The sequence below is a fragment of the Shewanella salipaludis genome, assembly GCF_012911865.1.
Classification (GTDB): domain Bacteria; phylum Pseudomonadota; class Gammaproteobacteria; order Enterobacterales; family Shewanellaceae; genus Shewanella; species Shewanella salipaludis.
Window position 1 is genome coordinate 1 of record NZ_JAAXYH010000001.1, and the last position, 20405, is coordinate 20405.

A 20405-nucleotide genomic window follows, 5' to 3' on the forward strand; every position below is an offset into this window, starting at 1 on the left:
CAACCCAGATGGGTTTTACTGAAAACGCGATTTTCAGACCTTAGATAGAATACAAGCGCTTGATAAAGTGGGTCATAAAATGCTCCAGGCATTTATGACATCAAGTACCTCCATGTACTTGAACTCAAGGCAAATCAGCTTTCCGAATTATTAATTGTGTCGAAGACACGATTAAGCAGTTTTGTCTGGAAACCATAGCATTGTGGCCCCACCTGATCCCATCCCGAACTCAGAAGTGAAACGCAATCGCGCCGATGGTAGTGTGGGGTCTCCCCATGTGAGAGTAGGTCATTTCCAGGCGCCTAATTTTCTCGAAAGAGAAGCGATAAATCCCCAGCACACTGTGTTGGGGATTTTTTCGTTTAACAGCCTGAAAATATCCTCTCTCATGGGGAAGACAACAAGTCCGAACGCAGTGAGGTGCCTGCGTTTATCAAACGCAGCTTGATGCCGGCACTGAACGCAGAGAGCTTGCTCGAAACTGGCCATGACAGGCGCCTAATTGCTCGTAAGAGAATCGAAGAAGCCCGTTGCGAAAGCAATGGGCTTTTTTGTATTAGTTACGGTAAAACTACCTTGCGCCACCCTCATCTCCTTACTCTCATCTCATTGCCCCATCTCATTGAAAAGAGCCGTCTTAATAATCCGCTCCGTCGGTTATCTTTTCGTGCCGTTCGAGCCTACATTTAGCTTAAGTAAGAAGACTGCCATGGGACTGTGATGATGGGCGATCATGGGAATGAGCAGGCAGCCAAGGTGGCGTTAGTGGCCGAAGGCGGAGGTCAGAGGGGGATCTTTACCGCCGGGGTGCTCGATGCCTGGTTGAGGGCCAAGTATAACCCCTTCGATTTGCTGCTCGGCACCTCGGCAGGAGCACAGAACCTGACAAGTTTTCTCGCCGGGCAAGCGGGCTATGCCCGGCGGCTGATCATGACACTGTCGAAGCAGGTCGAGTTCGTCGATCCTAAGCGCTACTTATTGGGGGGGCATCTGGTCGATTTCGACTGGTATTTTGAACAAACCAAACGACAGGAGTATAGCTTGGATCTCTGTGCCGCCTACGAACAACTGAGGCAGAAGCGCCTCTTGATTGTGGCGACAGGCTTGCATGACAGGAAGGCATATTATTTTGAACCCGAGTTGCACAATTGGCGGGAGTTGCTCAAGGCGTCCTGTGCCTTACCCCTCTTGTATCGCCATGGGGTTGCAATAGGGGGGCAAAGGTATGTCGATGGGGGCCTGGCCGCTCCTTTGCCCGTACAGGAGGCGTATCATCGCGGCGCACGCCGGATTGTGGTCATTCGAACCCTGTCGACATCGTTTCAGACCGAATTCGCCTGGGCGAATAAGCTCAAAGACTGGTTATGCGCCCCAGGCTATTGCCCCAAGACCCTGGATTATCTGGTGCAACATGCGCTGGCTTATGAGAGTGAGTTGGCTTTCATGGCCAGTCCACCCGCAGATGTTGAGATAAAGCAGATCATCCCTCCGGCCAGCCTATGTACCAAGCTGCTCGGCAGCAGTAGGGTGGCACTTTATCGGGATTATCAACTCGGTGTTATCGCCGGGTTGGATTTTCTAACGCTATGGCATTAGGCTGCTGACCGTTTTTCCATGGCATCACCGGTATCAGCATGGCGGTAGCTATTGCACCGCTTCAGCTCGGACCAGAATTAAATAATCTGAATAAAATCTTACAGGTGGCTTTCCATTGTGCGCCTATGGGGTAAACTAGCCCCAATTTTTTGGTCTGCATTTTTACGTCGCAGATAATCTCCCGGAGGATATATGATCACTGCCTATGTCTATGAGAATCGTAGTCTTACGATAGTAGAATTAAATATGCAGGATAGCCTTCCTCCTTCGACTCTCTGGTTGGATCTCTATAAGCCAGACGATGAAGAACGTGACTGGTTGAGCCGCTTTTCCGTCGAAGAAGTGCCGGATGAAGAAGATATCAACGAGATCGAGGCCTCGGCGCGTTTCTATCAGAATAGCGACGGCCTGCATATCAACTCCCTCTTTCCCCAGCGTGTCGGCCAGGATGTCCGCGGAGTGAACGTCTCCTTCAACCTGCGCAGCAACTTTCTGCTCACCATTCGTGAAGACGACGTTGGCCTGATCCGCTTGCTGCGCAACTACCTGCGGCTCGGGCGGATAGATGCCTCGACGCCGCAGGAGCTGTTCCTGGAGTTGTTCAACCTCAAGGTAGACTATCTGTCTGACCTGATCGAAGACGTCTATACCGTATTGGAGAATGTCGGTGAGCAGGTATTCGAGAGCGAAGAGCTAGATGATGTATTTAAGCTCATCACGCTGCAGGAAGACTCCAACGGCAAGATACGCCTGAGTCTGCTCGATACCCAGCGCTCCTTGCGTTACATGCAACGTTATTACCGCGGTGAGCTGTCCGATGAGCATCTGAAAGACTTGCGTGAGATGTTGTCGGATATCGAGTCTTTGATGCCCCACAGTCAATTTATCTTCGATAAGCTTAACTTCTTGCTCGATGCGGCCATGGGTTTCAGTGGCCTGCAGCAGAATAAGATCATCAAGATCTTCTCGGTAGCCGCAGTGGTGTTCCTGCCTCCGACCCTGATCGCCAGCAGTTACGGGATGAACTTCGCCACTATGCCTGAGCTGTCATGGCAATACGGCTATCCTATGGCGATAGTCATGATGCTGGCGAGCGCCGCAGGTACCTATTTCTTCTTCAAGCGTAAACACTGGCTCTAGCTCCAGGTTTCTCTGCTGCCGTGCTATTTGGGCTTTAGCTCGAATGGCATTATCTGTGCCTGTTGCTGCGCAAAGTCTTGCGGCTGATTGAGCACTGTGGCCAGTGTCATGAGCCTGTTACGCATCAAGGACATGATGACGACACACCTGTGATAGGGATTGTGGCAGAGTGACAGACGTTGCTCCAGATTGTGTTTGACGCAACATAGCTGCGCCCGGTTATCCGATGCTGCGATCAACTCGTCGTTGAGCCTCTGTTGCAGCTGCGCCAGTTGCGCCGGTTCATGCTGTGCCAGCCACAGCAAGGTATCGAAATCAGGTACTGGGGTCATGGTTAGCCTCCCGCAGACAGTCAGGGCTGTCTATTAGTAAAGCTAGCCAATCCGGCGCCTTTCTACAAGCAAGCCTGGTGCCGGGCGCTGCCGCGTCAGGCGCCATTGATGTCTGATGTTTGGTGCAGGCGTTAGGCGCTAAACCGCAGGGGCAGGAGCGCGACCTCTAGTGCGTCAACTTTAAATAAGCGGCGCACTCAGGCCGGGTTATTGTCGCCGAAGTAATAGCTTACCCTTTCTCTTGGATTCAGGTACTGATGGATTTTTTTGGGCAAAGCCGAGGGGGGCAGACAACGTACTATGGTCAATTCATGCTCTTTGAGATCTATGATTGCGGCCTGATCCTTGGGCACCAGGGCGTCGTAGACCAAGACTCTGGGCAGCAACAACTGCTCGAGATTGACCGCCATCACCATGCCAAATTGGCCATTGGATAACTCGACCAAGCTCCCTGGGGGATAGATGCCCAGCATTTTTATCATGCTGCCGACATAGCTGGGATTTAACTTGGTCTTGAAATGTTTGTAGAGGTAACCCAGGGCGGCATAGGGCGTTTTGGCTTTTGTCTGGGGAGCCGGGTGGCATAATGTATCGTATTGATTCACCACGGCAATGAGCTGACATAACTTGCTCAGATCTTTCTCTTCCAGTCCCCGGGGAAAGCCGCTGCCATCGAGGAATTCATGGTGATTGGCAATCAAGGCCAGGGCGGCCTTGGGGAAGGTATCTGCCAGGCGCAGAAACTCTATGCCAAACAGCGGGTGTTGTCTGATGAAGTTGGCTTCCGGACGAGTCAGGGGAGTCGACTTTTTGAGTACGTTCGAGGGGATCTTCAACTTGCCTATATCGTGAAATAAAGCGCCCATGCCCAGGGTCTCAATCTCGCTGCGCTCCCAGCCGAATTCCTTGGCGACTAACATGGAGAGGACGGCCACATTGAGCGAGTGATAGTAGAAGCCTTCATCTTGCTTGTCATCCGGCATCAGATGCAGCACCAGGCTGTTGGAGTCCAATAGCTGGTCGGCTATATTCGATATCAAGTCTTTGGCGTCATCGACGGCATTGAGTGGCCGGTTGCGCAGTTTACCGACCAGGTTACGCATTATGCTGACCGAGCGATTGAAGGCCTGTTCGGTTTTCTGCAGGTCCCGGCGAAATTTCTTTTGCATCTCTATGCGGGTGCGCTTGTCTTTCTCCATATCACGCTTGAGTACATCCGTGGAACCTGCGGGGCTGGCTTGGGTTGCGGCGGCTTCGGCCGCGGATAGCGGGGGGGCCTTACTGCGTTCGAGATCGACAAACACAAATTCCAGGTTGAGATTCTTGAGCAGTTCTATCTGTGCCTGTTGCTTTAACTGGAAATTACTGAACAGAAAGGGATGATCTTTCCAAGCCAGAGGCAGGCGGACAAAATTCCCCAACTGGAGCTGGTTGATCATCACTTTGCAGGTTTTGGCCATAATGGGGTATGAGGAGAAATAGTAGGGCTAGTTTATCTTAACAATCCAGCTTTACAATTACTTCACAGCCATGTCAGCATAGACAGCCGATAAAATGGCCTATTCATTGAGGAATTATGGATTTTATAGAAGTCTATCCGGATGCATTACCCCACGACTTATGTGAGCGTTTGATTTCTGTGTTCGAACAGCACAAGGGGGTCGTCGATGGCCACACAGGCAATGGTGTCGATGTCGACAAGAAGCTCAGTCGTGATCTGATGTTGGATGCACATCCAGACTTGCAGTCGCTGCGTAACGAACTTTTGAGCCATACCCTCAAGCATACCACCAGTTATTTCTGCCGTTATGCCATGGCATTGATGGGGGCCGTGTCCGTGACTGTGGCCGACGAGGAAGGCAAGCCTGCCACCTTGACCCCGGATAACTTCGCCGCTCTCGGCTTGCCGCGGGCCGAAGCGCTGGTGAAGTATTTATACCGCAGTGGCACTATTAATATTCAAAAATATCAACAGAATAAAGGTGGGTATCCCCATTGGCACTCGGAACAGTTTCCCCAGAATGGCCATAATGAAGCCCTGCATAGAGTGGTGCTCTACATGTTCTATCTCAATGATGTCGAAGAGGGGGGGGAGACAGAGTTTTTCTACCAGCAGCGTAAGATAAGGCCGAAGAAGGGGACCATGGTGATCGCCCCGGCCGGTTTTAGCCATTCCCACAGGGGGAACATGCCTGTGAGCAATGATAAGTACATTGCCACATCCTGGATCATGTTTAACCGTGCCGAGCAGTTGTACGCTCAGGCGAAATAGTTGCCTCAGGCCGGGCCCGGCTTAAAACGGGATCTTAATGCGAAAACAGGCCCCCTCGAGCGGGCTGTCTTCTATGGTTAAGCTGCCACCATAACTTGTGACTATCTCATGGCATACGGCCAGGCCTATGCCTTGTCCCGGGGATTGAGTGTCTGCCCGCACTCCGCGCTGAATAATCTTTTGCCTCAGGCTTTCTTCGACTCCCTGACCATCATCTTCGACAAGCAGCTCGAACTCGCCGTTGGCGTTGATGTCGGCTGCCAAGTGCACCCTGCCTATACAGAGACGAAAGGCATTTTCCATCAGGTTACCGCACAGTTCCATCAGATCGCCCTTATTGCCCGGAAACGAGACATCGGCGGTCAGCTTGCTGCTGAACTCGACCTGCTTATCCCGGTAGATCTTGAACAGCATTTGCGCCAGGGGTTCCACCACCTGGGCCAGGGGGGTCAGCTCCTGTTTCAGTCCCTGGCGTCCCAGCATGGCGCGCTTGAGCTGGTATTTCACCAGCTGGTCCATCTGGCTGACTTGCTCCATGATTTTCTCGTTGCCCGCTTGCTTGTCCAGACTGGCATCATCCGTGATGGCATGCACGGCGGCGAGGCGGGTCTTGAGGCTATGGGCCAGGTCGTTCATCGCATTCTGATACCTTTCCTGTTGGGCCGTGGACTGTTGCAGCAACTGGTTAAGCGCCTGGGTGACGCCCTCAAGCTCCACCGGATAGCCTTCGGACAGCGCCTTGGCATTGCCTTGGTTGATCGATTGCAATTCGGTTTGCATACGCACCAAGGGGCGCATCCCCCAGTAAGCGGCACTGACCAACAACACCAGTGCCAGGGAGAGTACCAACGCCAGGCGAACATAGGTGCGCTTGCTGAACTTGCTGTATTCCAGCTCCAGCTTGGCGGCATCCTTCATGACCAGCAAGTTGTAATGTACCCCGGCAATTTCGACCGCGAGCAGGTAGACGAAGTAACCCCGGTTATCGGCCAGGGTCAGGTAGTAGGGGGGGGAATCGTTGCGAATTTCATTGAACTTTTCACAGGTGTCGAACAGGCCCCGGTCGACCGCCAATGACGAGGTCCAGACCTGTTGAAAGCTTTTGTCGCAGCTGGCGATAACATAGCGTTCCTGTTTGTTGTTCTCTTCGAGCCAGGCGCTGGTGTCGGGGATCAGATCATGTTCCCTCAGTTCGGCGGCGACCTGGGGAATTTCGGCGATCAGCTGTGCCGTCTCTTCGTTATAGCTGTTCTGCGCATGGAGTATATTGATCATCCAGGCGAGACCGAAGCCGACCAGCGCAATGATAGACAAAGAGGTGAGAAACATCCGCGTCAGCAGACGTTTCTTGGGTTTCAGGCTCAGCTGCATGGTAAGTTGAATTTATATCCTTGCCCACGTATGGTGACTATGGGGTTGTCTATGCCGTCCCGGGTGAGCTTCTTGCGCAAGCGGCTGACCATGACTTCTATGGTATTGGGATCCCCTTCCTTGTCGCCATAGATCACATCCAGCAAGCGCTGTTTGGCGACCACCTCATGACAGTGGCGCATCAGATATTCGAGGATTTGATATTCGAAGGCCGTGACCTCCATGGGTTCCTGATTCAGCCTCACCTGTTTGGCCGCGAGATCCAGTTCCAGATCGCCGCTGCGGATGACGGGCCTGACGAAGCCCGCGCTGCGGCGGACCAGGGCATCGAGACGGGCCACCAATTCTTCCTTCTGGAAGGGTTTGACCAAGTAGTCGTCGGCGCCGGCATTGAGTCCTTCGACTTTATCTTGCCAATTGACGCGCGCTGTGAGGATGAGAATGGGGGCCTTGAGACCGGACTCCCTCAACCTTTGGATCAGACCTATGCCATCTTGATCCGGCAGTCCCAGATCGACGATGGCGACATCGATAGGGTAGTTGGTCGCCTGATAAAAGCCTTCACCCGCAGTGAGGGCAACCTGCACCTGATTTCCCAACTCACTCAGTTGCACCTTAAGGTGATGCGATAAAATCGGATCATCTTCAACGACCAAAATTCTCATAACAGCTTTGTCCTTACCTCGACTGGCATCAGTTTACGCAGATCTGCGAACCTAGCCAAATATTGTCTCATGTTATTGGGGGTTAACTTAACCCTTGCTGACCCGAACGCTTTATTAAGCAGCAGAAGCGCGATTTGGTGCGATTATTGCCTCCCGTAGCGCATGATGACTTGTAAGCCTTGGCTAATAGGTTAAAATTGTCGAAATTTATCGGGGGATTACCAACATGAAAACTTTGCCCTACATAGGCGCTCTATGCCTCAGTTTGTTTGCCAGCAGCGTGTACAGCGCGACGTTTACCTTTACCGCCATTCCGGATGAGAATGAGAGCCAACTGCGGACCCGTTTCGACAAGGTTGCAGTGTATTTGGAGAAAGAACTCGGCGTCGAGGTGAAGTATGTGCCGGTGAAGTCTTATTCCGCCGCGGTTACCGCCTTTCGCAATAACCAGGTGCAGCTGGCCTGGTTCGGTGGTCTATCCGGAGTGCAGGCCCGCCGTCTGGTGCCTGGCTCGGAGGCGATAGCCCAAGGTTATGAAGATCAATTCTTCAAGAGTTATTTCATCGCCCATCATTCGACTGGGCTGGAGCCGTCGGCTAACTTCCCGGCGCTCAAGGGGCAGACCTTCACCTTCGGCTCTAAGGATTCCACCTCGGGCCGCTTGATGCCGCAATTCTTCATCGAACGCAATCTGGGCAAGAAGCCGGAAGAGGTGTTCAAGCGCGTGGGTTTCTCCGGCGATCACAGCCGCACCATCACTCAGGTGCAAGCCGGGGTCTATCAGGTGGGCGCCGTCAACTACAAGGTGTGGGAAACGGCACTGGCCGATGGCAAGATAGACACCACTAAGGTCAAGGTAATCTGGGAAAGCCCTGTCTATCCGGATTACCAATGGACGGTGCGCGCCGGAGTGGATGCCGGTTTCGGTGCAGGCTTCAAGGCCAAGTTGACCGCCGCGCTGCTGAACATGAAAGATGCCGACTTGCTGGCGAGCTTCCCGCGCCAGTCGTTCGTGTCTGCTGAAAACAGCGATTACGAGCCGATAGAAAATGTCGCCAAGACCATAGGCATGCTCGATTGACCCTATTGCTACTTAAACAAGCGTCACTCGGATACGCCGGCAAGATGATTCTTGCCGGCGTTGACTTTCGGCTGCGCCGTGGTGAACGTGTCGCCATCCTGGGGCCCTCGGGTACAGGTAAGTCGACCCTGGTGCAACACCTCTATCAGCGGCTCAAATCCGAGGCGGCGTTATGCGCTCAGTCTCAAGGGCTGGTGGAGGGCTTGAGCCTGTATCACAACATCTATATGGGGGCGCTCGCCCGGCATAACAGTGTTTATAATCTTTTCAACCTCTTGTACCCATTTAAGAAAAACCGTCTGGAAGTGACAGAGCTGTGTCGGCAGCTGGAGTTGGACAGTCCTTTGGCCACTCAGGTGGGCAGACTATCCGGTGGCCAACGTCAGAGGGTCGCCCTGGGGCGGGCCCTGTATCAGGAGCAGCCCGTCTTCATCGGAGATGAGCCCTTTTCGGCACTCGACCCTGCCATGGGGCAACGGCTGCTGGAGTTGGTTTTCAGTCGCCACGCCACTGTGGTCATGGTGCTGCACGATAAGCAGTTGGCCTTGAACAATTTCGACCGTATTTTAGGGCTTAAAGCGGGGCGGGTCGCCTTCGACCTGCCCTCCGCCGAGGTCGATGCCGCCATGCTGGCGGAGTTTTATACCGGCATGGAAGCGCCGCCGCGGATAACTCCCCATGACCCTCTCCCGCTGCATGGGTAATAGTCCGGTCATGCCATTCATGATGATGCTGCTTTATGTTCGCTAAGACTGTGGTTTCTAAGGCAGTGCCTTACGCTCTGGGTTACTGGCAGAAGATGACAATCGGGCTCTGGTTGTTGGCCTGTGGCTGTTTCATGCTCGCCGATACCGAAGTGATTGCCCTCGAGCCCTGGAGCGAACTCGGACACATGTTGCTCGGGGTGTTGCAACCCGATTTTTTCGCGACCGAATACCTGCTCGAGGCCCTATGGCAGACCGTTAGCTTCGCGCTGCTGGGAGTGTGTGCCGGCCTCCTGTGGGGCGCGCCCCTGGCGCTGGTTTACCATAAACCCTGGGTGGCGGCATTTTGCGCCTTCATCCGCGCCATCCATGAGATTTTTTGGGCACTCTTGTTCCTGCAGCTGTTTGGCTTATCACCCGTTACCGGCATCCTGGCGATCGCCTTGCCCTTCGGTGCCACCTTCGCCAGGGTGTTTCACGACATCATCTCACTCGCGCCGGCCGATACAGGCCAGAATCTGCCCGCGGGCACAGATATGCTCAGCCGCTATGTCTTTGGCCGCATAGTCCATGTGTCGGGGCAGCTGCAAGCCTATATTCGCTACCGCTTCGAATGTGCCTTGCGCAGCAGTGCGGTGCTGGGCTTTGTCGGCATGCCGACTCTGGGCTTTTATCTCGAGTCGGCGTTCAAGCAGGGACAGTACCATCAAGGTGGTGCCTTGTTGATCCTGTTTGTGCTGTTGATCGGCAGCATCTCTTATTGGTGCCGTGCCAGGTTGCTGCCGCTGTATCTCTTGTTGGCGCTGGTGTTTCTGCCCGAACTCCCGGCCATAGATGGACATCTCATCTGGCGTTTTTTGAGTCAGGATATCTGGCCACCCATGTTACAGGGAGTCAGCCATCTAGAGCAGTTGGATCTGCAAAGGCTCAATGCACTGGGGAGCTGGTTGTTCACGCTGTTAGAGAAGCAGGCGTTGCCGGGGATCTTTGCCACCCTGATCCTGGCCTTGGTGGCATTGGCCATGACCCATGTGCTGACGCTGCTGTGGTTGCCGCTGGTCAGCCGCAAGTTGCGGGGGAAATGGACCGTCTTCGGCGGCAAGGCCATGTTGCTGGTTCTGCGCTCCCTGCCCGAATATCTGTTGGCATTCGTGCTTATGCTGCTGTTGGGGCCTTCCATGTTGCCGGCCATGCTGGCACTGGCACTGCATAACGCTGCCTTGCTGATCTTCCTGACCACCAGGCAGAGCGATAAGTTGGTCGTTTCGGCGCAGTTTTCCCCTAAGCTGGATAACTATTTCTATGAAATCCTCCCCAGACTCTATCCCGGGGTGATGGCGCTGCTCTTCTATCGCTTCGAAGTGATCTTAAGGGAAACGGCCATCTTCGGCATGTTGGGTATCGCCACCCTGGGCTTCTACATCGACAGCCAATTTGTCGAGATCCGCTTCGCTGGTGCCTTGGTGCTGATGTGCTTCACCGCCATGATGAATATCGGCGTGGATGCCCTGGGGCGAAAGATCCTCAAGGGGCAAAAGGTGCCGTTGCTCGGCTGCTAGTTCAGCCTTAACTTACCCTGCCTCATTCGGTCGTTTCTTTCCACTCCCTGCTCTTGATGTTCTCCATGCGAATATTCCTTGGTGTCGGGCCTTTGCAGGCGTGCAAGGCACTGCCTGGCTCTCTGGTCTGTGGTGCCCCATGTGGACGATGGGGCTTGGCTTGGCAGTATGCGGTGGGGGAGGCGAGTGGTTGGGGTGGTTTTGCTTGTTTTGAATAACCGTTTTGAGGCCAGGAAAGGATAAAAAAACACCTTGCCATGGGGGCAAGGTGTTTACAGATGTCTATAGAAGTGACGTTTTGAGACTAACTGCGTGATCCTCGAAAATCAGCCTTTATTCCCTGTGAGATCGGCGGCCGCTTCTTCCAATGTCGCCTTCCCCGCCTTGGGATCCATGAAGGTGGCTTCATTGAACTCCCCCTCAGACTTGGCGATGATCACGGTCGCGACTGTATCACCCGTCACGTTCACCGCGGTGCGAACCATGTCCAGCAGTCTGTCTACGCCTATGATCAGGGCTATGCCTTCGACCGGCAAGCCGACTTGGTTAAGCACCATGGCCAGCATGATAAGTCCTACACCCGGGACTCCGGCCGTGCCGATTGACGCCAGAGTGGCGGTGACGACCACGGCAATATAGTCTGTGATGGTCAATTCTATGCCAAAGACCTGGGCGATGAAGACGGTAGCAACCCCTTGCATGATCGCCGTGCCATCCATGTTGATGGTCGCACCGAGCGGCAGGGTAAAGGCGGCGATCTTGTTGTCCACTCCCAATCTATGCTCGGCAGTTTCTATGGTGACCGGCAGGGTGGCATTGGAGCTGGCGGTGCTGAAGGCAAACAGTTGCACATCACGCATCTTACGTATGAAGGTCAGTGGACTCAGGCCTGAGAAGAGCTTCAACAGCAGAGGGTAAACTAGGAAGGCATGGACAAAGAGTACCGTCAGTACCACGAAGAAGTACTTCACCACGCTGCCGAAGGTTTCCAGTCCCAGGGTGAGCGCCAGTTTTCCCATGAGCGCGAAGACCCCATAGGGTGCCAGGAGCATGATCAGGGTGACGACGCGCATGATGACTTCATTGAGATCTTCAAACAAGGCTGCAACTCGCTTGCCCTTGCTCCCAACGTGGGAGATGGCGAAGCCAAAAATCACCGCAAATATGATGATCTGCAGCATATTGCCTTCGCTCATGGCCTTCATCGGGTTAGTCGGGACTATGCCGATCAACACCTCGGCTAAACTGGGGGCATCGCCGGCACTGTATTGCATGTTCTCCGTGACCATGGAAGCGTTGCCCGGATGGATCAAGACAGCGGTTAAGATGGCCAGCGACAGAGCGATTGCCGTGGTGAACAGATAGAAGGCGATGGTCTTGCCGCCGAGACGGCCGAGTTTAGCGGGATCGCTCAAGGAGCAGGTGCCGCATACCAGCGAGATAAAGACCAGGGGGACGACCAGCATCTTCAAGCTGGAAATGAAAATCGTGCCTATAACATGTAAAAAACCGTCGGTAATATAATTTTGGATGAATTCACTGCCTGGAAAGAGATTTCTCAGCAATAGGCCGAATAAAATACCGGCTCCCATGCCAATGAGGATCTTAGCTGTCAGTCCGAGTTTGTAACTTTGAGTCGCGGCCATAGTTGTTCCTGTTTATTTTTTATGCTTTCTAATTCTGGCGGGGTAAGCCTAACAAGAAAGCGCTGTAGATGAAATGGCGACTGAAGTTAATTTTTTCGGGGATATCAACAAATAAAACAAGAGAGTTATGGAAATGTAATACGAAGATTGTGTAATGTTAGCCTATAACTAGTAAGCGTAAAGCTTCATAACATAATCTGAGTAACACAGGAGCCTGACAATGAAGTCAGCCTATAACTATATTTTGGCGTTTTTTTGTTCTTTTTTCTTACTGGCCTGCAGTGGCGGCGGAGGCATAACCGACAACGGTGATGGCAGCACCCCACCTACAGGAACCACAAGCGTTGTGCTCACTATTTCCAACTCCGAGATTGATGCACTCACTCCGGCCACTGTGATTGCGACTGTGTCAAACACGCTTACGGGAGCTCTTGCCGGTGAGTTGGTTACTTTCACTCTCAATAACAGCCTGATTGGCTCATTCGATCCCATCACAGGCACGGCCTTGACCGGCAGTGACGGCAAGGCGACGATCAAGCTCAGTACCGCCAGTATTGCCGGCGCTGGCTTGGTCACCGGCACCATTCCCGGCGGCGAGTCGGCGAGTGTCGGCTTTACCATGAAGGGCGACGGCGGTGAGGCCGGTGGCGGCGCCCAGGTGAGCCTGGCCCTAACCGATGCGGCGGGTAACGCCATAGGAGCTATCACTTCTTTGACCCCTGGTAAGCTGACTGCCACAGTGACGGGTATCAACAAGCCTGCGATAGTGACCTTCGACTCCAGCATTGGTGATTTGCCGATCAAGACGGCGGTGACCGACGCCCAGGGTAAGGCCAGTATCGACATCTATGCCGGCAACGTCTTGGGGGCTGGCGAAGTGACTGCCTCACTCTCCAGTGGTGAAATTGGCCAAACAGTCGTAGTGATAGGCGCCACCAATGTGCTCATGGGCAGCGGCGATCCTTTTGTCAAAGGCCAGGCGGCGGTGAGTGCGGCCGTGTTATCTGCCGGCGGCACGGCAACCGTGTCGGTGCTTATCCAGGACGATCAGGGCAACCCTTTCACCCAGCCGGTGGAAGTCAACTTTGTCTCTACCTGTTCAGCCAAGGCGACACCTGAGGCGGAAATCAGCTCCCCTGTGACCTCGGTCAACGGCGTGGCCACCAGCACTTACCTGGCCAAGGGCTGCGTCGGTGACGATCCTATCAATGTCAGCGCCAACGCCGGCGGACTGAGCCTGGCTGCCGCCGGCACAGTGAAGGTGCTGTCGGCAGACGTTGGCAGCATAGTGTTTGTGTCCGCCTCACCGGAAAATATCAGCTTGAAGGGCACCGGCGGCGCCGAGTCCTCGGTTATCCTGTTCAAGGTGCTGGATACCAACGGTAATCCTGTCAGCAACCAGGCGGTGGATTTTTCGCTGAACACGGTCGTGGGAGGCATCTCTCTGGATCCCGCCAGTGCCACTACCAACGCCCAGGGCATAGTCCAGACGGTTGTCAGGACAGGCACAGTATCGACCTCGGTGCGGGTCACAGGCTCGACAGAAGTTAAATCGGGAACCATTATTTCCAGTCAGTCGAATGAGCTGGTGATATCGACAGGTATTCCGGATCAAGACAGCTTTTCCTTGTCGGCCGAAGTGGTCAATGCCGAAGGCTGGGATCAAGAGGGGACCGAAGTCGCGGTGACCGCCCGCTTAGCCGATGCCTTCAACAACCCAGCGCCTGACGGCACCACAGTGTATTTCACCACAGAGGGCGGGGCGATCGAGCCCTCTTGCACCACGGTCAATGGCGCTTGTACTGTGACATGGAGGAGCCAGCAGGCACGTCCCGAGGGTAACACCCTGCTCGACGGTGCCGGGGCACAGACCAAAAACCCCAGTGCCCAGCTGAGCTACGATGCCGCCCTGGATCTCTATGGTAACCTCTATGGCCAGAAATACGGCGGCCGGGCGACTATCACGGCCACCGCCATCGGCGAAGAGTCTTTCCCCGATCTCAATGGTAACGGCCGTTTCGATGCCGACGAAATGGCGACCTTTCTCACTGAGAAAGATGTCAGCGGTAACAGTTTCGATCTCGATGACGCTTACAACGATTACAACGAAGATGGTTTCTTCAATCCGCAGCAAACGGGTGGTCAGGTCGGCGGCACCTTGGAAGAGCTGGTGGATTTCAATGCCAACGGGGTATTCGATGTTAAAGATGGCAAGTACAATGGCGTCTTATGCAGCGAACCCGCCCATGCGGGCTGTGCCGATGGTATCAGCGAGTCGAAAACCTTGTATGTGCGTGCCAGCCTGGTGATGGTGATGTCGGGCAGCGTCGCTTTTGCCACGGATGAAGACGATGTCAGGATTGTCGATAATGACGGCGACAACTTGGGGGGCAGCATAGATATCCTGGGTAAGGGCGTCGCCTTGGTGAATTTTACGCTCTCTGATTTACACAACCAGCAGATGCCGGCGGGGTCTGTGGTTAAATTTGTTGCCAGCGCGGGCTCGGTTGTCAGCACGGCCGAATATACCTGGCCAAGTTCCAACTACAATGGTGGCCGCGAATTTACCGTGTCAATCAAGGGCGAAGAACAACCCAACAATGGCACTTTCCTGGTGACAGTGACCACCCCGGGGGGGACCGTCACGGAAGTGCTGTCGATTCCGATTAACATCATCTGAATCCACTAAGAAATGAAAAAAGGCGCCTGGGCGCCTTTTTTATTGTCTGCTGTTTCAACAAATGAGCCGCAGGCTATGGATAAACCTTAGCGGCCTAAAAATTGAAATCCAGGGGCTACCCTAGCGTTGGAACTGGTATACGCTGCCGAGTTTCATTATCTGGGTCAATTCATCCAGTGCGGTGCGTGATTCGATTATCAGTTGAGGATCGGCTAAATCCTTGACGCTCAGGCGGTCGCGATAGTGCTTGTCGACCCAAGCGTTCAAACGACCGAACAGGGCGTCGTTCATCAGGGTATGTTGATTGACCGCGGCCAATTCGGCCTGGTTCATGGCAATCCGCAGGCGCAGGCAGGCGGGGCCGCCGCCATTTTGCATGCTTTGCTTCACGTCGAAATACAGCACTTGCTTGATGGGGGTATTTAAGGTCAGTAGTTCGTTGAGATAGGCGAATACCGCCGGATTTTCCTGGCAGTCGGTCGGCGCTATGATAGCCATCTCGCCGTTGGGCAGCGTGATGATCTGGGTGTTGAACAGATAACTCTTGACCGCATCCTGAATGCCGACCTTGTTGGTGGGGACCTCGATGAAATGCAGTTCGGTATTCAACTTGCTGCGAATTTCGTCCAGTTTAGCCTGAGTGTCCAGAAATGCCTGCTCATGGTAGAAGAGCACGTTCTGGTTACCGACGGCGATCACATCGTTGTGGAACACCCCTTGGTCTATCACACCTGGATTTTGCTGGATGAACACTGTGCTCTCATCATCGAGCTGATGCAGGCGGGCGACGGCCTGTGAGGCTTCCAATGTTTGCCTGGCAGGGTATTTGGTCGGTTTAGGTGCGCTCGGATCTGTTGCCACCTGGCCATAGACGAACAGTTCGACCCCGGCATGACCGTATTCGGTACACATGCGGGTGTGGTTTGCCGCACCTTCATCGCCGAAACTGGCGTGTTCGGGCAAGTGGCTGTGATGGCTGAAGAAACGGCTGTCGCTGAAGGTGGCTTGCAGTATATTGCCCGTGGTGATGGGTTCTATGCTGCGATGCAGCTTGTCGACCAGATTCGCCGGGGTGAAATGCAACTTGCCATCGCGGCTGTCGGCACTCGGTGACACTGTGGCGGCATTGGCGGTCCACATGCTCGAAGCACTGCAGCAGGCATTGAGCAACGCAGGCGCTTCCTTAGCGGCTTTTTGCAATACTTCAGCATCCGTACCGGAAAAACCAATTCGACGCAGGGTATAGAGGTCTGGGCGCTCCTGAGGGGCCAACATGCCCTGGACCATACCCATGTCGGCCAGAGCCTTGGCTTTTTGCAGTCCTTGCTTGGCGGCGGCTCTGGGGTTGGATTCCAGGGCGGCATTGTTCAGTGAGGCGACATTACCGAACGACAGGCCGGCATAATTATGCGTCGGTCCTACGAGTCCATCAAAATTGGCTTCGAAATGCTTCATTGTTTATCCTTTACCGGGAAGGGCAGGCATTGCCCTCTGAAATCGCTGATTGGCCCCAGTATACTGGCTCGCGGGCGCCGCACAAGAGAGGGGCTGGGGCACCCATGCGGCGTTTTTGCCCATTAATGCATAACTATTACTTGATTGATGGCGAATAATGAAATATTAGTTTTTAATAACGAATATTATTTTTTTCACATTTCTTCAACTTTGATTAAAAAGTGACTCGCTGGTACACATAAAAGAGGGATTAGCTTGAAACTATCAGTACAACCCTCTATATATGGAGCCAATTTCCATCTGCTTGAGAATTTTTGGCGCAAATCACACTATGGGTAAATCGCTAGTTATTGTCGAATCACCGGCCAAAGCTAAGACAATCAATAAGTATCTTGGCAAAGAATTCATCGTTAAATCGAGTGTGGGTCATATACGTGATCTGCCGACATCTTCGTCCTCAGAAGGCAATAAGAGCGTTAAATCTGCTGCCGAAGTGAAGAAGATGTCGCCCGAAGAGAAGGCTCAATATAAGAAGGTGAAGGATCAGCAAGCGCTGGTTTCACGTATGGGCGTTAACCCAGAGAAGGGCTGGGCAGCCAAATATCAGATTTTGCCCGGTAAAGAAAAGGTGGTTAAAGAGCTGCAAGCGCTCGCTGATTCTGCCGATAAAATTTATCTCGCAACGGATTTGGACCGTGAAGGGGAAGCCATCGCCTGGCATTTGCAGGAGATCATCGGTGGCGACGCTTCACGGTATCAGCGGGTTGTATTCAACGAAATCACCAAGACGGCCATTCAGGATGCCTTCAGCCATCCATCGACCCTGGACACCAACATGGTCAATGCCCAGCAGGCGCGGCGTTTCCTCGACCGGGTGGTGGGCTTCATGGTGTCGCCGCTGCTGTGGAAGAAGGTCGCCCGTGGCCTCTCTGCAGGTCGGGTGCAATCGGTTGCCACTCGCCTGGTCGTCGAGCGCGAAGGTGAGATCAAGGCCTTCGTTCCCGAAGAGTTCTGGGATGTGCATGCGGAGCTGAATACACCGGCTCAGGCTTCCTTGACCATGGAAGTGGTCAAGTGCAAGGGCGCCGCCTTCAATCCTGTCAACGAACAGCAGGCCCAGGCAGCCGTCACTGCCCTGTCTAGCGCCAGTTTCAAGGTCTTGTCCCGTGAGGACAAAGGCACCCAGAGCAAGCCTTCGGCACCTTATATTACTTCTACCCTGCAGCAGGCGGCGAGTACCCGGCTGGGCTTCGGGGTGAAGAAGACCATGATGATGGCGCAGCGTTTGTACGAAGCCGGCCACATCACCTATATGCGTACCGACTCGACCAACCTCAGCCAGGAAGCGCTCGACAATGTGCGCGACATGATAGCCAAGGAGTTTGGTGACAAATATTTGCCCAAGGAGCCGATCCGCTACGGCAGCAAGGAAGGCGCCCAGGAGGCGCACGAAGCGATCCGTCCATCCAATGTGCAGATCCAGGCCGCCTTGCTGACCGATATGGAACGCGATGCCCAGCGCTTATATGAACTCATCTGGCGCCAGTTTGTGTCCTGTCAGATGACGCCAGCCCAGTACGACGCCACCAAGCTGACGGTACGGGCGGGGGATTATGAGCTCAAAGCCACGGGCAGAACCCTGAGATTCGACGGTTGGACTCGGGTGCAAACGGCGCTGAGGAAGAAGAATGAAGAAGATAACACCCTGCCATTCGTGGCCGAGGGCGATGTCTTGGAGCTTAAACAGTTGTTGCCTAAGCAGCACTTCACCAAGCCGCCGGCAAGGTACAGTGAAGCTTCCCTGGTGAAAGAGCTGGAGAAGCGTGGTATCGGCCGACCTTCCACCTATGCCACCATCATCTCGACCATTCAGGACCGAGGTTATGTCAGGGTCGAGAATCGCCGTTTCTACGCCGAGAAGATGGGCGAGATCGTCAGTGAGCGTCTGGTTGCCAGCTTCAAAGATTTGATGAGCTACGACTTTACCGCCAGCATGGAGCAGACGCTCGATGATGTGGCCAAAGGCCAGCTGGAATGGAAGAAAGTGCTCGACGGCTTCTATGCCGATTTCACCAAGCAGCTGGAACACGCCGAATTGCCGCCGGAAGAGGGCGGCATGCGCCCGAACCAGATGGTGATGACAGACATAGAGTGTCCTACCTGTGGCCGCAAGATGGGCATACGCACAGGCACCACAGGGGTCTTCCTCGGTTGCTCCGGCTATGCCTTGCCACCGAAGGAGCGCTGCAAGACCACGATCAACCTAACCCCGGGCGAAGAGGCCATCAGTGAAAACAGCGAAGATGCCGAAACCGATGCCCTGAGAGCCAAACATAGGTGTGATAAGTGTGGCACGGCCATGGATAGCTATCTCATCGATGAGAAACGCAAACTGCACGTCTGCGGCAATAACCCCCTCTGTGAGGGTTACACCATAGAGACGGGGCAATTTAAGCTCAAGGGTTATGAGGGGCCGTTACTGGAGTGCGACCGTTGTGGCGCCAATATGGAGCTGAAAAACGGCCGCTTCGGTAAGTACTTCGGCTGCACCAACAGCGAGTGTAAGAATACCCGCAAGTTGTTGAAGAGTGGCGAAGCTGCGCCGCCGAAGGAAGATCCTATCTTCTTGCCCGAGCTGAAGTGTACCAAGTCGGATGCACATTTCGTGCTCAGGGACGGTGCCGCCGGCATATTCCTGGCCGCGAGCACTTTCCCCAAGTCGCGTGAGACTCGGGCGCCGCTGGTGGAAGAACTGGTGAAATACCGTGAACTCCTCTGGCCCAAGTACCAGTATTTGGCCGATGCCCCCGTGGTCGACGATGAAGGCAACAAGACTGCAGTCAAGTTCAGCCGCAAGACCAAGGAGCAATATGTCGCCAGCGAAGTCGATGGCAAGGCCACGGGTTGGTCCGCCAAGTTCATCGATGGTAAATGGGTGAGCGAGAGTGCCAAGAAAACCAAGAAGAGCACCGGCTAACGGGTTAGCTTGACTTCCCAACAAAAAGCCCCGCTAATGCGGGGCTTTTTGTTGGGCTGAGATGCTGGGTGGGAAGCTGTTACCACTTCTTCTTGGGTTGGAATAGCATATCGATATCGCCGTCGTCATCCTTGGGCTTGGGAGCATTGGGCTCAGAACGTCTCTGGGCGCCCATGATCTCATCGAGCAGGAGTTTGGCTTCGTCGACCTTACGGGCGATGAAAGGATCGTTGGGTGTTTGTGCCTTGATCGCATGCAGGGTCGCCAGTGCCTTAGTCACCATCTGTCTCGAGGAACCATATTGCTTCATGAAACTGGCGGCACGGGCCCGTGACAGCATGGAATCTACGTTGATCCTCAACTGCAGGCTGTCGATGCGGTTCTCTTCGAGGGTGAAGACAGCGGGTTCGACCTTGCCCTTGTTATGTTCGGCCCTGAGGATGGCCTTGAGTTTCTTGAGTGTCTGCACCAGCACCAGCACTTGCCTGTCGTTGTCCGGTAGTCTGAAGCTCTCAATGGCCGGAGTTTGGCTGGGATTGTGGCTGAGGGTTTCTATCTGAGCCTTAAGATCTGAGAGTCTGCGCAGATAATCGTTCTGCTGTTGCTGCGTCACCAGATGACGTGCGATCTCCAGGCCGTCGCGAACCCGTTTATAGAGAATTAACATGATCTGAGTGCTGCAGGGGATCATGCCTGTGTTGGACAAGACGTTTTCGGTTTCGTCGATAATGGCTTTCTGACGGGCCAGTTCGGTTCTGCGCTCGGCTTCAACACGTTCTTTTTGTTGTTGTATGACGTTGATTCCGATAACAAGCAGTAATAGCGCACCGATGAGGATCAGCACCAAGGTGAATATCATAGGTCTTCCACTAAAAGTCTAATTCTGTCAATGCTACAATAAATCAATAAACTAGCATAGTTATCTTA

General features: G+C 54.0%; 15 protein-coding genes and 1 rRNA gene. 9 read left to right on the top strand and 7 right to left on the bottom strand.

Annotation, left to right across the window (positions count from 1 at the left end; translation table 11 throughout):
- The first annotated feature begins 184 nt into the window (after positions 1-184).
- The 3 genes from rrf (at position 185) to corA (ending at position 2736) form a co-directional block, all read left to right on the top strand.
- Positions 185-300, top strand: a 5S ribosomal RNA gene (gene rrf, locus HC757_RS00005).
- Positions 301-720: 420 nt separating this feature from the next.
- On the top strand, positions 721-1596 hold the full coding sequence (locus HC757_RS00010) for a patatin-like phospholipase family protein (protein ID WP_169562219.1): 876 nt from the start codon (positions 721-723) through the stop codon (positions 1594-1596).
- Positions 1597-1788: 192 nt separating this feature from the next.
- The gene (gene corA, locus HC757_RS00015; RefSeq protein WP_169562220.1) at positions 1789-2736 is read left to right on the top strand and encodes a magnesium/cobalt transporter CorA; all 948 of its coding nucleotides are present in this window, start codon (positions 1789-1791) and stop codon (positions 2734-2736) included.
- A 23-nt stretch (positions 2737-2759) separates the two neighbouring features.
- Here corA and HC757_RS00020 read toward each other — a convergent pair whose 3' ends face one another.
- Both HC757_RS00020 and HC757_RS00025 read right to left on the bottom strand, forming a co-directional pair.
- Positions 2760-3068 (bottom strand): DUF3135 domain-containing protein, encoded by a 309-nt coding sequence (locus HC757_RS00020; RefSeq protein ID WP_169562221.1) that lies wholly within the window; start codon positions 3066-3068, stop codon positions 2760-2762.
- A 197-nt stretch (positions 3069-3265) separates the two neighbouring features.
- Positions 3266-4528 carry a cyclic di-GMP phosphodiesterase gene (locus HC757_RS00025; RefSeq protein WP_169562222.1) on the bottom strand — a complete coding sequence of 421 codons (1263 nt, stop codon included), beginning with the start codon at positions 4526-4528 and terminating at the stop codon, positions 3266-3268.
- A 116-nt stretch (positions 4529-4644) separates the two neighbouring features.
- Here HC757_RS00025 and HC757_RS00030 point away from each other — a divergent pair, with 116 nt between their 5' ends.
- A complete protein-coding gene (locus tag HC757_RS00030) occupies positions 4645-5340 on the top strand; it encodes a 2OG-Fe(II) oxygenase (RefSeq protein ID WP_169562223.1) in 696 nt (231 codons plus the stop codon).
- A gap of 21 nt (positions 5341-5361) precedes the next feature.
- Here HC757_RS00030 and HC757_RS00035 read toward each other — a convergent pair whose 3' ends face one another.
- Complete coding sequence (locus HC757_RS00035) at positions 5362-6711, bottom strand: ATP-binding protein (RefSeq protein WP_169562224.1); 1350 nt, start codon at positions 6709-6711, stop codon at positions 5362-5364.
- On the bottom strand, positions 6702-7376 hold the full coding sequence (locus tag HC757_RS00040; protein ID WP_169562225.1) for a response regulator: 675 nt from the start codon (positions 7374-7376) through the stop codon (positions 6702-6704). Before HC757_RS00040 ends, HC757_RS00035 begins: the two co-directional genes overlap by 10 nt.
- Before the next feature lie 226 nt (positions 7377-7602).
- Between HC757_RS00040 and HC757_RS00045 the strand changes: the two genes are divergently transcribed.
- From HC757_RS00045 to HC757_RS00055, 3 genes are read left to right on the top strand one after another with little or no spacing between them, the layout of a single operon-like run.
- The gene (locus HC757_RS00045) at positions 7603-8457 is read left to right on the top strand and encodes a putative selenate ABC transporter substrate-binding protein (protein WP_169562226.1); all 855 of its coding nucleotides are present in this window, start codon (positions 7603-7605) and stop codon (positions 8455-8457) included.
- Complete coding sequence (locus tag HC757_RS00050) at positions 8454-9161, top strand: ATP-binding cassette domain-containing protein (RefSeq protein WP_425313935.1); 708 nt, start codon at positions 8454-8456, stop codon at positions 9159-9161. The genes HC757_RS00045 and HC757_RS00050 overlap by 4 nt, the downstream gene beginning before the upstream one ends.
- 35 nt (positions 9162-9196) lie before the next feature.
- The gene (locus HC757_RS00055) at positions 9197-10720 is read left to right on the top strand and encodes an ABC transporter permease family protein (RefSeq protein WP_169562227.1); all 1524 of its coding nucleotides are present in this window, start codon (positions 9197-9199) and stop codon (positions 10718-10720) included.
- 326 nt (positions 10721-11046) lie between these two features.
- Here HC757_RS00055 and HC757_RS00060 read toward each other — a convergent pair whose 3' ends face one another.
- On the bottom strand, positions 11047-12366 hold the full coding sequence (locus tag HC757_RS00060) for a dicarboxylate/amino acid:cation symporter (RefSeq protein WP_169562228.1): 1320 nt from the start codon (positions 12364-12366) through the stop codon (positions 11047-11049).
- A gap of 220 nt (positions 12367-12586) precedes the next feature.
- On the opposite strand from HC757_RS00060, the gene HC757_RS00065 reads away from it, so the two are divergent.
- Positions 12587-15046 carry an Ig-like domain-containing protein gene (locus HC757_RS00065; RefSeq protein ID WP_169562229.1) on the top strand — a complete coding sequence of 820 codons (2460 nt, stop codon included), beginning with the start codon at positions 12587-12589 and terminating at the stop codon, positions 15044-15046.
- Between the two features lie 120 nt (positions 15047-15166).
- Here HC757_RS00065 and astB read toward each other — a convergent pair whose 3' ends face one another.
- The gene (astB, locus tag HC757_RS00070) at positions 15167-16501 is read right to left on the bottom strand and encodes an N-succinylarginine dihydrolase (protein ID WP_169562230.1); all 1335 of its coding nucleotides are present in this window, start codon (positions 16499-16501) and stop codon (positions 15167-15169) included.
- Between the two features lie 331 nt (positions 16502-16832).
- Between astB and topA the strand changes: the two genes are divergently transcribed.
- Positions 16833-19478, top strand: coding sequence for a type I DNA topoisomerase (topA, locus tag HC757_RS00075; protein WP_169562231.1), 2646 nt, complete (start codon positions 16833-16835; stop codon positions 19476-19478).
- A gap of 79 nt (positions 19479-19557) precedes the next feature.
- On the opposite strand, the gene HC757_RS00080 is transcribed toward topA, so the two are convergent.
- Entirely contained in the window at positions 19558-20337 is a 780-nt protein-coding gene (locus tag HC757_RS00080; protein ID WP_169562232.1) for a hypothetical protein, read from the bottom strand.
- Positions 20338-20405 lie beyond the last annotated feature (68 nt).